Here is a 12,157-nt window from a genome sequence, read left to right as displayed (position 1 = left end):
TGCGTCCGACGCGGCGCACAGTCCCCGCCCCGAGCATCGCGGCCATGGAGTCCCCCAGAGCCCGCCGCGGCCGTCGTGCGCGCCCGTCCCGGTGCCGTCCCGTGCTGTACACCGCTCTCGCCGTGGTCGCCGTGAGCGGGGTGACGGCCGGCGGCACGGCCTATGTGAAGGCGCGGGCGCACCCGGGCACGGCGGCCGTATCGTCGGCGGCGACGTCCTCGGTCTCCTCCTCGGCCGGGGCGGGCGAGGAGGCCTCGGTGGAACCGGTGACGAAGCCGGCGGTGGACCGGACAGCGCTGCTGGGCAAGGCGATGACCGCGGTGAGCGTGCCGTCGGGTGCGCAGGTGTCCACGGCGGTGCTGGTGGTGGGCTCCGGGGAGAGCGCGGTGTACGGGGACGCGGCCTTCGACACGGCGAGCATCGTGAAGGTCGACATCCTGGCCACGCTGCTGCTCCAGGCACAGGACGCGGGCCGGCCGCTGACGGCGGCGGAGAAGGCGTACGCCACGAAGATGATCGAGAACAGCGACAACGCGTCGGCGACGGCGCTGTGGCACACGATCGGGCGGGCGGACGGTCTGGACGCGGCGAACAAGCGCTTCGGGCTCACCGCGACCTCCGGTGGCGAGGGTGAGCTGTGGGGGCTGACACAGACCACGGCCTGGGACCAACTCCTCCTGCTCCGGCAGGTGTTCGTGGAGGACTCCCGGCTGAGCGCGGCCTCCCGGACGTATGTGCAGGGGTTGATGAAATCGGTCGAGGCGGACCAGCGGTGGGGGGTGTCGGCCGCCGCGGAGGGCAACTCCTGGGCGCTGAAGAACGGTTGGCTGGCGCGCAGTACGACCGGGCTGTGGGACGTGAACAGCATCGGGCGGATCACGGTGGACGGCACCGGCTGTCTGGTGGCGGTGCTGTCGAAGGGCACGCGGACACAGGCGGAGGGCATCGCGCTGGTGGAGGCGGCGGCGAAGGCGGCGGTGTCGGCGTTCGCCGGTGAATGACGTGGCGCCCGGTGCCGGGCGATCCGGGCTTCGCCCGTGAATGACGCGGTGCCAGGCGCCAAGTGATCCAGGGTCCAGGGTCCAGGGCTCTCCGGTCGGCGGGACCGTATCCCGGACGCTCTCAGCCCCTCTGCCTGCGGCCCCGCCACAGCACCACGCCCGCCACCAGCAGGACCCCGCCGGTACCGCCGGCGAGGGGGCCCGCCCAGTCGGCGGTCGAGGACGTGGCCCTGGGGGCGTCCGGACCTTTGCCGAAGTACTTCTTGCCGTACGACGCCGCGCGCAGGCTCTGCGGCCTGAGCCGTTCGGCCGCCCGCAGCGCCGCCGCGGGATCGATCATGCCGAAGCCACGGGAATCGTCCCGGCCGCCGACCGGCGCGTCCCGGGCGGTGTCCTCCAGGAGCTTCTTGATCTGGGCCGGGCCGAGCTCGGGGTGGGCGGCCTTGACCAGGGCCGCGGCGCCGGACACGAAGGCGGAGGCGGCCGAGGTGCCCCAGCCCTCGTAGTACTTGTGGTCGGGGTCGGCGATGACCACGTCGACGCCGGGCGCGCTGACCGCGGCGTACCAGCGGCGGGTCGAGAAGGAGGCGCGGGTGCCGTAGCGGTCGACTGCGGTCGCGGCGATGACACCGGGGTAGGCGGCCGGGTAGGAGACGTGGTCGCCCTTGTCCCCGCCGTTGCCCGCGGAGGCGACGACCACCACGCCCTTCTTCAGGGCGTACTGCACGGCCTCGTCCTCGCTGGGCTCGGGGTGCGCGGAGTTCGAGTCGTCGCCGAGGGAGAGGTTGATGACGTCGGCGCCGTGGTCTGCGGCCCAGCGGATGCCGTCGGCGAGGGCGTTGCCGCGGCTGGTACGGGCCTTGGCGCGGGCGGGGTCGCCGTCCTCCAGGATCACGCGCACGGGGAGGATCCTGGCCTCGGGGGCGACACCCATGACACCGGCGCTGTCGCCGGGGCCGTGGCCGTGTCCGGCGATGATGCCGGCCATGGCGGTGCCGTGCCGGGCCCAGTCGCGGTCGCCCTGCCCGGCGCCGAAGCCGATCATGTCCTTGGCGGGCAGGACGTTGCCGACGAGGTCCGGATGGTCGGCCTCGACGCCGGTGTCCAGGACGGCGACGGTGACGCCCCGGCCCTTGGTGGTCCGCCAGGCCTCGTCCAGGTGCAGGGCGTCGAGACCCCACTGCTGGGCGCGTATGCCGTCGGCGTGGGCCGTGGTGGCCGGCGCCAGGGCGAGGCTGCCGGCGAGCAGCAGGCTCAGCGCCGCGCCGACGGGTTCCACACGGTGGCGGCCGCGTATTGACTGCCTCGATCGCCTCGTGCTCGATCGCCTCGTACTCGATCGCCTCATGAAGGTTTCTCCGTGGCCGTGCCGATGCTCCGGCGCAGGCGCCGTTCGATGCGGTCGGCCAGGCCCTGGGCCTCGTTGCCGAGCCCGGCCTGGGCCGGTGCGGTGGTGGCGCCGGCGCTGACGGCGTCGGCGGCGGGCTGGGGCACATCGACGCCGCGGCCGTCGGCCCAGCCGGAGACGGCGTAGGCGACGACGGGGGCGTCGGTGAGGACGGAGACGGCCCAGGAGGCCCGCTGCCTGTCACCGAAGCCGGCCGCGACGGTGCCCTTGGCCGCGTACGGCCGGGGCATCAGATCGGCGCGCCGGTCCAGGCGTTCGGTGCGGAAGCGGTGGGCGAGCGCGGCCATGGCGGCCGGGTCGGCCCTGGTGAACAGCAGGCCGACGGTGGTGACGTAGCTCTGGGTGGCGTCGGTGTAGGTGGCGCGCAGCAGCCGCTGGCAGCCGACCGGGGCGAGCACCTTGGACAGCAGCGGGTCGAAGGCGTGCGCGCAGCCGGTGTCCGGGGCCACGGCGATCCTGGTCCAGGTGCGGTCGGCGCCGCCGGGTCCGGCGCCCGTGCCCTGGACGGTGGGCGGGAACAGCTGGTCGACGGGCACGTTGTGCCAGAGCGACCCGGCGGTGGTGAAGTGGTCGCCGACGGCGTCGTCCCCGCCGTCGTCGGTGAGCCAACTGCCGGTCACGGCACCGCCGACGAGACCGAGCCCGAGCACGAGACAGGCGGCAGCGGCGGCGGTGCGGGGGCCCACCCGGTACCGGGTCCGCCCACCGAGTGCCTCGGGCTCCCCGGCCCCCGTCACGAGCCGCGCGGCGGCCGCGGCGCTCCAGGACAGGGCGGGGTCCGGCGCGGCGGTGCCGGCCGGCGGCGGGCCGACGGGATGCGCCGGCGCCATGGGACTCCAGGCGGACACCGTCGAAGGGGACGCGGACGCGGTACGGCGCTCTCCGCCCGCCCCGACGGCCGGCCGGCCGGGCGCGGCAGCGGGGCGCGGTGCCTTCGGGACGTCGGTGACCGGACGAAGCCGTGCCGTGGTCTCGGACGCGGTGACCGGCCGGGAGGGGGTTGTCGTACCGGGCGCGGTGACCGGCCGGCGCGGGACCGTCGAATCGGGCGCGGTGATCGGGCGGAGCCGGGCCGTCGTCTCCGAGGGGGTCTCCACCGGGGCTCCGGGCTTCCGGTACTCCCGTCCGGGACGGTGCTCCTCGCGACCCGTGGGCGGCGGCGCGTCGGGGAACCGGGCCGAGGCCGGCGGCGGAGGCGGGCTCACGGGTGCACCGGCGGCGGGTACGACAGTGTGCGGCGCGCCGGGCCGAGCACCCTGCTCGGTCCGAGCACCGGCGCCCCCACGGGATGTCCGGCCCTCACGCCCGGCGTCCTCGGCAGAGGGCGAGCCGCTGCCGGCGGACCGACCGGCCGAGGGCGAGCCGCTGACCGCAGACCGACCGGCCGACGGCGCGCCGTTCCCCGCGGACCCCGGGGAAGAAGGCGAGCCGTCGCGTACGGGACGCCAGGCCGAGGACGAGCCGCCGGCCATGGACCGCCCGATCGAGGGCGAGGAGTCACCTCCGGACGCCGCGGCGGAAGACGAGCTCTTCCCCGCGAAGCCTCCGGCGGATGCCCGCCCCTCACTCACGGCCGCCGCGTCCGATGCCGCGCCCCTACCGGCGACGCCCCCGCCCCACGCGCGACCGTCGACCGCAGCGGATGCGCCCGAAGGCCCGCCACGACCGGCGAAGCCCCCAGCCGACCGGTGACCCTCGACCGCAGCCGACCCACCCGAAGGGCCCCCGCCACCGGCGAAACCCGCGGGTGACGGGCGGCCCTCGTTCGCTGCTGTCTCCGGAGAAGTCCCCTCCACGCCCGCCGTACCCCCGTTGGACACGCGTCCGGCGCGCGGGGTGAAGACCGACGGCTCGTCGTCGGGGTCGTCGGGTGGGGTGGACGGGCGGGGTGGGGTCGAGGGGCGCGGCGGGATGGGAGCGTGGCGCGCTTCCGTGCTCATGCACCCCCCGTTTCCTCGTGCCCGGGCCGTCCTCACGTACGCGGGCCGCTGCGCTGCTCGGCTGCGCCCGGTGCGGAAGATCCGTCCGGGCACGCATACCCGTACGGCCGGACGGGCATCCCGGTTCAGCGATGCGGCCGGGGACGTTCCGCCGTACGTGCGCGTCACTCTACGGGTTGTCCGGGCCGGAATCAGAACCAGTCCGGAACGCCGGGGCATCTGCCCGGAACGTCCCCCTACCCTGCGGTAATCCTGTCTGGCAGGCTTCCGTCATGACTGCGCGCGCCGCCGACCGGGCCCGTTACGACCGGGCCACCGCCCATCTCGACGCCCCTCTCGCGATCGTGGACCTGGACGCCTTCGACGCCAACGCGGCCGATCTCGTCCGCCGGGCCGCCGGCAAGCCCGTCCGGGTCGCCAGCAAGTCGGTTCGCTGCCGGGCCCTGCTGGAGCGCGTCCTGGCGATGGACGGCTTCCAGGGCGTCATGTCGTTCACGCTGGCCGAGTCGCTGTGGCTCGCGCGTTCCGGATTCGACGACGTCCTGCTGGCCTATCCGTCCGCCGACCGGGCCGGTTTCGCCGAACTGGCCGCCGACCCCAAGCTCGCCGGTGCGGTGACCGTGATGGTGGACGACCCGGCGCACCTCGACCTCATCGACGCCGCACGGGACGGCGGACGCGAAGTGGTGCGGGTCTGCCTGGAGTTGGACACCTCGCTGAAGCTGCTCGGCGGCCGGGTCCGGGTCGGCGCGAGGCGTTCCCCGCTGCGCTCCCCCGCCCAACTCGCCGAGCTGGCCCGGTCGGTGGCCCGGCGGCCGGGCTTCCGGCTGGTGGGGATCATGGCGTACGAAGGGCACATCGCGGGTGTCGGGGACGCGGTGGCCGGGCGGCCGCTGAGGTCCCGGGCCATCCGGCTGATGCAGGCGGCCGCGCGCCGGGAACTGGCCGAGCGGCGGGCCGCGGTCGTACGCGCGGTACGGGCCGTCGTCCCCGGCCTGGAGTTCGTCAACGGCGGTGGCACGGGCAGTGTGCAGCACACCGCCGCCGAGGACGCGGTGACCGAGATAGCGGCCGGTTCGGGCCTGTACGTGCCGCGCCTCTTCGACAACTACACGTCGTTCACCGGCAGTCCGGCGGCCCTGTTCGCCCAGCCCGTCGTACGGCGCCCGGGGGTCGGCGTCGTCACCGTGCTCGGCGGCGGCTACCCGGCCTCGGGTGCAGCCGGACCCGACCGGCTGCCGGTGCCGTACCTTCCCGAGGGCCTGAAGTACGACCCCCAGGAGGGCCCCGGCGAGGTGCAGACCCCGCTGCTCGGCTCGCCCGCCGACGACCTGCTCATCGGCGACAAGGTGTGGTTCCGGCACGCCAAGGCGGGCGAGCTGTGCGAGCGGTTCGAGGCCCTGCACCTGATCGAGGGGGACACGGTCGCGGCGACCGTGCCCACCTACCGGGGTGAGGGGCAGACCTTCCTCTGACCGGCCGGCCTACAGGGGCGTGACGTACGCGCCCGCGATTCCGCCGTCCACCAGGAAGTCGGTGGCGTTGACGAAGGAGGAGTCGTCGCTGGCCAGGAAGGCGACGGCAGCGGCGATCTCCTCCGCCTCGGCGAACCGGCCGACCGGGATGTGGACGAGACGCCGCGCGGCCCGCTCGGGGTCCTTGGCGAACAGCTCCTGCAACAACGGGGTGTTGACGGGGCCCGGGCACAGGGCGTTCACGCGGATGCCCTCCCGGGCGAACTGCACGCCCAGCTCACGGGACATGGCGAGCACGCCGCCCTTGGAGGCCGTGTACGAGATCTGCGACGTCGCCGCGCCCATCCGCGCGACGAAGGACGCGGTGTTGATGATGGAACCCTTGCCCTGGCGCCGCATGTAGGGGATGGCGGCCTTGCAGCACAGGTAGACGGAGGTGAGGTTGACCTCCTGGACCCGCTTCCAGGCCTCCAGGCCGGTCTCCAGGATGGAGTCGTCGTCGGGCGGGGAGATGCCGGCGTTGTTGAAGGCGACGTCGACGCTGCCGTAGGTGTCGTACGCCGTCTTGAACAGCGCCTCGACCTGTTCGGGGTCGGTGACGTCGACCTTGACGAAGAGCCCGCCCACCTCGTCGGCGACGGCCTTGCCGCGGGCCTCGTCCACGTCCGCGCAGACCACGTGGGCGCCTTCGGAGGCGAGCCGGCGGGCGGTGGCGAGGCCGATGCCGCTGCCGGCTCCGGTCACGACGGCGGTACGGCCGACCAGGCGGCGGCAAACAGATTCTGCGGTCACTGTGCGGGGCCCTCCGTGCTGGGGGAGACGTTGCTGATGAAGACGTTCTTGGTTTCGGTGAAGGCGGTCAGGGCGTCGGGGCCGAGTTCGCGGCCGAGGCCGGACTGCTTGTAGCCGCCGAACGGGGTCCAGTAGCGGACGCTGGAGTGGGAGTTGACGGACAGGTTGCCCGCGCGGACGGCCTGGGAGACGCGCAGGGCGCGGCCGAGGTCCCGGGTCCACAGGGAGCCGGAGAGGCCGTAGGGGGTGTCGTTGGCGAGGCGGATCGCGTCCTGTTCGTCGGTGAAGGGGAGGAGAACGGCGACGGGGCCGAAGATCTCCTCGCGGGCCGTCCGGCTGTCCGGCCGCTCCCCCGTCAGGACCGTCGGCGGGAACCAGAAACCGGGGCCGTCGGGGGCGCTGCCGCGCAGCGCGGGGGCGTCCTCGGGGGCGTACGACCGTACGCGGTCCAGCTGCTGACGCGAGATCAGCGGGCCCATCTGGGTCTTCTCGTCGGCCGGGTCGCCCACGACGACGGAGGCGAGGGCGTCGGCGAGGAACTCGCGGGCCTCCTCCAGCACCCGCTCCTGCACGAGGATGCGGGTGCGGGCGCAGCAGTCCTGGCCGGAGTTGTCCAGGAAGGAGAAGGGGTCCAGGGCCGCCTTCAGGTCGGCGTCGGCGAAGACGATGTTGGGGCTCTTGCCGCCGAGTTCGAGGGTGACCGGCTTGACGAGCCTCGCGCAGCGCTCCATGACCTCGCGGCCGGTGCGGGTGGAGCCGGTGAACACGATCTTGGCGACGTCCGGGTGGTCCACCAGGGCGCGTCCGGCGGTGTGGCCGTAACCGGGCAACACCTGGAAGACGTGCTCGGGCAGGCCCGCCTCCAGGGCGAGTTCGGCGAGGCGGAGCGCGGTGAGCGGGGTGGTCTCGGCGGGCTTGAGGACGACCGCGTTGCCGGCCGCGAGCGCCGGGAAGGCGCCCCAGGCGGCGATCGGCATGGGGAAGTTCCAGGGCGCGATCACGCCCACCACGCCCAGGGGTTCCTGGAAGGTGACGTTCCATCCGCCGGGCACCGGGATCTGCCTGCCGAGGAGGCGTTCGGCGCCGCCGGCCGCGTACAGCAGCAGGTCGCGGGCGTTGCCGGCCTCCCAGCGGGCGTTGCCGACGGTGTGACCGGCCTCGCGGACCTCCAGCTGGGCGAGTTCCTCGATGTGCGCGTCGACGGTGTCGGCGAAGCGGCGCAGCAGCCGGGCCCGGTCGGCGGGGGCGAGGGCGGCCCACCCGGTCTGGGCGCGCGCGGCCCGTACGACGGCGGCGGTCACGTCCTCCGCGCTCGCGGCGGGGACGGTGGCGACGACCTCTTCGGTGGCGGGGTTGAGGACGACGAGCTCGTGCGGGTCGGACACGTGGTGACCTTTCACAGGCGTTCGAAGGAGCGGCGCAGCTCCCAGTCGGTGACCGCGGCGTCGAAGGCCTCCAGCTCGACGCGCGCCATGTTGCGGTAGTGCGCGACGACCTCGTCGCCGAAGGCGGCCTTGGCGATGGGGCTGTTCTCCCACAGCTCGGCGGCCTCGCGGAGAGTCGTCGGCACGTGCTCGAAGCCGGCGGTGTAGGCGTTGCCCGGGCACGGCTCGGGCAGTTCCAGCTTCTGCTCGATGCCGTACAGGCCGGCCGCGACGAGTCCGGCGACGGCGAGGTAGGGGTTCACGTCCCCGCCGGGGAGGCGGTTCTCGAAGCGCAGGGAGCGGCCGTGGCCGACCACGCGGAGGGCGCAGGTGCGGTTGTCGTGACCCCAGGCGACGGCGGTGGGGGCGAAGGAGCCGGGCTGGAACCGCTTGTAGGAGTTGATGTTCGGGGCGTAGAGGAGCGAGAAGTCGCGCAGGGCGGCAAGCTGTCCGGCGAGGAAGTGCCGCATGACGTCGGACATTCCGTCGCCGTCGGCCATGGCGTTGCCGCCGTCGGCGTCGGCGAGGGAGAGATGGATGTGGCAGGAGTTGCCCTCGCGCTCGTTGTACTTGGCCATGAAGGTGATCGAGACGCCCTCCTGGGCGGCGATCTCCTTCGCGCCGGTCTTGTACAGCGCGTGCTGGTCGCAGGTGACGAGGGCCTCGTCGTAGCGGAAGGCGATCTCGTGCTGGCCGGGGTTGCACTCGCCCTTGGCGGACTCGACGGTGAGGCCGGCGCCGGCCATGTCGTTGCGCAGCCGGCGCAGCAGGGGCTCGATGCGGCCGGTGCCGAGGATGGAGTAGTCGATGTTGTACTGGTTGGCCGGGGTCAGGCCCCGGTAGCCCGCGTCCCAGGCCTGTTCGTAGGAGTCCTTGAAGACGATGAACTCCAGCTCGGTGCCGACCTGGGCGGTGTGGCCGAGCTCGGCGAGCCGCTCCAGTTGGCGGCGCAGGATCTGGCGGGGCGCCGCGACGACCGGGGAGCCGTCGTTCCAGGCGAGGTCGGCGACGAGCAGGGCGGTGCCGGGGTGCCAGGGGATGCGGCGCAGGGTGGTGAGGTCCGGGTGCATGGCGAAGTCGCCGTAGCCGCGGTCCCAGGAGGACATCGCGTAGCCGTCGACCGTGTTCATCTCGGTGTCGACGGCGAGGAGGTAGTTGCAGCCCTCGGTGCCGTGCCGCAGGACCTCGTCCAGGAAGAAACGGGCGGCGAACCGCTTGCCCTGCAGCCGCCCTTGCATGTCGGGGAAGGCCAGGACGACAGTGTCGATCTCACCGCTCGCGACGAGGGCGTGCAGTTCCTCGACGCTGAGCGGGGGTGTGCGGTCTGCCACGGGAGAGCCTCCTTCGGCGCCTTCGCGCTTTTTCGGCCGGGCCGGGAGCCATAAGGTATTGCTCAGAACCATTGCTTGGGAAGGGGGTACGGCGGATGTCGCAGGACATCGGCCCCTATGGGCTGGGTGACCGGCTCGCTCCGGTGCTGCGGCCGGTGCGGGCGGGCAACGGCTTCGAGGAGGCGCTGGAGCAGATCCTCCAGGTGGTGCGGCTCGGCCTGGTGCCGGGCGGGGAACGGCTGCCGGCCGAGCGGGAACTGGCGGAGCGGCTCGGGATCAGCCGGGTGACGCTGCGCGAGGTGCTGAAGGTGCTCCAGGACCAGGGGCTGGTGGAGGCGCGGCGCGGGCGCTACGGCGGAACGTTCGTGCTGCCGCGCGCGGACGCGGGCGGCGAGGACGAGCTGCGGCGGCGGATCGCCGAGGTGGACATCGAGGACGTGCTGCGGTTCCGTGAGGTGCTGGAGGTGGGCGCGGCCGGGCTGTGCGCGGCGCACGGGCTGAGCGGCGAGCAGGCGGACCGGCTGCGCGAGGCGCTGGCCCGCACGCACGACGCCCCGCTGGCGGACTACCGCCGGCTGGACACCCTGCTCCACCTGACCCTCGCCGAGCTGTGCGGTTCACCCTCCCTGACCGCGCAGTACGCGGCGGTCCGGGCCACGGTGAACGATCTGCTGGACTGCATCCCGCTGCTGGTGCGCAACCTGGAGCACTCGCAGCGCCAGCACACCGCGCTGGTGGAGGCGGTGCTGGACGGGGACGCGGACGGCGCGCGGGAGATGATGCGGGAGCACTGCGCGGGCACGGCGGCGCTGCTGCGGGGCTTCCTGGCGTGAGGCCGGTCTGGAAAGGTATAGGCGTGAACCTTTGGCTTCCGTGGAGGGTGGCATGACCGTACGACCGCTGATCGGCATCAGCACCTATCTGGAGTCCGGCGCGCGCTGGGGCGTGTGGGAGCTGGACGCGGCGCTGCTGCCGGCCGGCTATCCACGGCTGGTGCAGCGGGCCGGCGGGCTGACCGCGATGCTGCCGCCGGACACGCCCGAGCGCGCGGCGGAGACGGTGGCCCGGCTGGACGCCCTGGTGATCGCCGGCGGCCCGGACGTGGACCCGGTCCGGTACGGCGCCGAGCGCGAGCCCCGTACGGGTCCGCCCGCCCTGGCCCGCGACGCCTGGGAACTGGCCCTGATCGAGGCCGCGCTGGACGCCGGAACGCCGGTGCTGGGCATCTGCCGGGGCATGCAGCTGCTGAACGTGGCGCTCGGCGGCACGCTGGTCCAGCACCTGGAGGGGCACGCGGAGGTGGTCGGCGTGTTCGGCGGCCACCCGGTGAAGCCGGTGCCGGGGACCCTGTACGCCGGGATCGTCCCGGAGGAGACGACCGTGCCCACCTACCACCACCAGGCCGTGGACCGGCTCGGCGCGGGACTGGTGCCGTCGGCCTACGCGGCGGACGGCACGGTGGAGGCGGTCGAGCTGCCCGCGGACCGGGGCTGGGTGCTGGGCGTGCAGTGGCACCCCGAGATGGGCGAGGACCTGCGGGTGCTGTCGGCCCTGGTCACGGCCGCCACGCCGGGCACGGCCGGACGGCCGTAGTCCGGGCCCCGGACGGCCCCGGCCTCCGACTGGGTCACAGCCGCTTTCGGAGCCACTCCAGGGCCGCATCGCCCTGGGCTCGCTGGAAGGGGCGCAGGGTGGGCAGGCCCGGCGGTGCCGGGTTCAGGGAGCTGCGCAGGAAGTAGCCGCTGAGGCCGGCCAGTGCGGCGGTCACGGCGTCCGGGTCGGCGTCGCGGCCCAGCGGGTGCGCGGTGAACACCTCCTCGGGATCGGGCCCGCCCTGCGCCCGCACGCACGGCAGCATGACGAGCAGGTCGAACCAGGGCGCGGCGCGCATGGCGTGCGGCCAGTCCACGAGGGCCACGTCCCCGTCGGCCGTGAGCAGCACGTTGTCCGCGCGCAGGTCCGCGTGGGCCAGGGTGTCCCCCGAGGCGCCCTCGGCCCAGCCGGCCTCCAGCGCGGCGAGGTCGCGCAGATGGCCGGCGGTCCAGGCACCGAGCCGGTCGCGCACCTCACCGGCCCCGCCGGCCTCGCCGTCGAGCAGCCGGCGCCAGCCGTTGAAGGCGTCCGCCAGATCCTCGGCGACGGGCGGGACGTCGATGGGGCAGGGCGTGCCGGTACGGCCGAGCACGGTCACGGCGTCGAGCACCCGGCGCAACTCGTCCGGCCGCCAGGGCACGTGCGGCTGGCGCCCGGCCACCTCCTCGAAGACCAGTGCCACCCAGGTGCCGTCGTCGTACGTCCCGAGCAGCCGGGGCGCGGGTACGACGGCCGGGAGCGCGGCGGCGATCCGGGCCTCCCGGCGGTGCAGGCCGGGGCTGTGCGGATTGGCTTCGCCGCTCACCGCCTTGACGAAACCGGTGCCGCCCGCGGCGGTCCGCACCCGCGCGGCCACGCCGGGCGAGAAACCGCCGTGCTGGGTCTCCGACCGCACGACCGGCGACCCGAGCATCTCGCCGACGGCCTCACGGACGGCGGTCGGGAGGTCTTCCCAGGGGGCGCGGACGCCTCTGGCGGGCGGGGCGGTGACGGTCATGCGGATCATGGTGCCGGGGCGCTGCGCGGCTTGGCGAAGGGTTTTGCGGTCCGCCGCCGTGGGAGTTCGCCGTCGACAGCCGGGTGCGGGTGCGCGGTGGGCTGGTCGCGCTGTTCCCCGCGCCCCTTGGGGAGCTGCAGTACCGGTGGCTTCGAGGCAAGCGACCCCACCCCGCCGGCCCCGGCCGGGCCGCGCC

10 protein-coding genes are annotated in these 12,157 nt (G+C 74.2%); 4 read left to right on the top strand and 6 right to left on the bottom strand.

All coding sequences use genetic code 11. The features are described from left to right. Positions 1-44 precede the first annotated feature (44 nt). On the top strand, positions 45-1,001 hold the full coding sequence (locus ACWGJ5_RS17360) for a serine hydrolase (RefSeq protein ID WP_453310560.1): 957 nt from the start codon (positions 45-47) through the stop codon (positions 999-1,001). Positions 1,002-1,122: 121 nt separating this feature from the next. Here the strand turns inward: ACWGJ5_RS17360 and mycP are convergent, their stop codons facing one another. Continuing rightward, positions 1,123-2,349, bottom strand: coding sequence for a type VII secretion-associated serine protease mycosin (gene mycP / locus ACWGJ5_RS17355; RefSeq protein WP_453310559.1), 1,227 nt, complete (start codon positions 2,347-2,349; stop codon positions 1,123-1,125). Continuing rightward, on the bottom strand, positions 2,346-3,506 hold the full coding sequence (locus ACWGJ5_RS17350) for a hypothetical protein (protein ID WP_453310558.1): 1,161 nt from the start codon (positions 3,504-3,506) through the stop codon (positions 2,346-2,348). The genes mycP and ACWGJ5_RS17350 overlap by 4 nt, the downstream gene beginning before the upstream one ends. 1,115 nt (positions 3,507-4,621) lie before the next feature. On the opposite strand from ACWGJ5_RS17350, the gene ACWGJ5_RS17345 reads away from it, so the two are divergent. Next, the gene (locus ACWGJ5_RS17345; protein WP_453310557.1) at positions 4,622-5,824 is read left to right on the top strand and encodes an amino acid deaminase/aldolase; all 1,203 of its coding nucleotides are present in this window, start codon (positions 4,622-4,624) and stop codon (positions 5,822-5,824) included. A 9-nt stretch (positions 5,825-5,833) separates the two neighbouring features. Here ACWGJ5_RS17345 and ACWGJ5_RS17340 read toward each other — a convergent pair whose 3' ends face one another. The 3 genes from ACWGJ5_RS17340 to ACWGJ5_RS17330 are packed head-to-tail and all read right to left on the bottom strand — an operon-like array spanning position 5,834 to position 9,371. Further along, on the bottom strand, positions 5,834-6,616 hold the full coding sequence (locus ACWGJ5_RS17340; RefSeq protein WP_069781870.1) for a 3-oxoacyl-ACP reductase: 783 nt from the start codon (positions 6,614-6,616) through the stop codon (positions 5,834-5,836). Beyond that, on the bottom strand, positions 6,613-8,001 hold the full coding sequence (locus tag ACWGJ5_RS17335) for an aldehyde dehydrogenase family protein (protein ID WP_453310556.1): 1,389 nt from the start codon (positions 7,999-8,001) through the stop codon (positions 6,613-6,615). Before ACWGJ5_RS17335 ends, ACWGJ5_RS17340 begins: the two co-directional genes overlap by 4 nt. Before the next feature lie 11 nt (positions 8,002-8,012). Beyond that, on the bottom strand, positions 8,013-9,371 hold the full coding sequence (locus ACWGJ5_RS17330; RefSeq protein ID WP_453310555.1) for a glutamine synthetase family protein: 1,359 nt from the start codon (positions 9,369-9,371) through the stop codon (positions 8,013-8,015). A 95-nt stretch (positions 9,372-9,466) separates the two neighbouring features. Here ACWGJ5_RS17330 and ACWGJ5_RS17325 point away from each other — a divergent pair, with 95 nt between their 5' ends. Both ACWGJ5_RS17325 and ACWGJ5_RS17320 read left to right on the top strand, forming a co-directional pair. After that, positions 9,467-10,204 carry a FadR/GntR family transcriptional regulator gene (locus tag ACWGJ5_RS17325; RefSeq protein WP_453310554.1) on the top strand — a complete coding sequence of 246 codons (738 nt, stop codon included), beginning with the start codon at positions 9,467-9,469 and terminating at the stop codon, positions 10,202-10,204. Positions 10,205-10,256: 52 nt separating this feature from the next. After that, on the top strand, positions 10,257-10,964 hold the full coding sequence (locus tag ACWGJ5_RS17320; RefSeq protein WP_453310553.1) for a gamma-glutamyl-gamma-aminobutyrate hydrolase family protein: 708 nt from the start codon (positions 10,257-10,259) through the stop codon (positions 10,962-10,964). A 34-nt stretch (positions 10,965-10,998) separates the two neighbouring features. On the opposite strand, the gene ACWGJ5_RS17315 is transcribed toward ACWGJ5_RS17320, so the two are convergent. Next, entirely contained in the window at positions 10,999-11,961 is a 963-nt protein-coding gene (locus tag ACWGJ5_RS17315) for a phosphotransferase family protein (RefSeq protein WP_453310552.1), read from the bottom strand. Positions 11,962-12,157: the final 196 nt, after the last annotated feature.

The organism is Streptomyces sp. NPDC054783 (assembly GCF_053611725.1).
The sequence above is the reverse complement of the archived record's forward strand: the minus strand, read 5'-3'. Positions and strand labels throughout refer to the sequence as shown.

Bases quoted from the DNA above. Each gene is read 5' to 3' on its own strand.
- ACWGJ5_RS17360 (WP_453310560.1), top strand. From the start codon at position 45: ATGGAGTCCCCCAGAGCCCGCCGCGGCCGTCGTGCGCGCCCGTCCCGG.
- mycP (WP_453310559.1), bottom strand. From the start codon at position 2,349: ATGAGGCGATCGAGTACGAGGCGATCGAGCACGAGGCGATCGAGGCAG.
- ACWGJ5_RS17320 (WP_453310553.1), top strand. From the start codon at position 10,257: ATGACCGTACGACCGCTGATCGGCATCAGCACCTATCTGGAGTCCGGC.
- ACWGJ5_RS17325 (WP_453310554.1), top strand. From the start codon at position 9,467: ATGTCGCAGGACATCGGCCCCTATGGGCTGGGTGACCGGCTCGCTCCG.
- ACWGJ5_RS17345 (WP_453310557.1), top strand. From the start codon at position 4,622: ATGACTGCGCGCGCCGCCGACCGGGCCCGTTACGACCGGGCCACCGCC.
- ACWGJ5_RS17315 (WP_453310552.1), bottom strand. From the start codon at position 11,961: ATGACCGTCACCGCCCCGCCCGCCAGAGGCGTCCGCGCCCCCTGGGAA.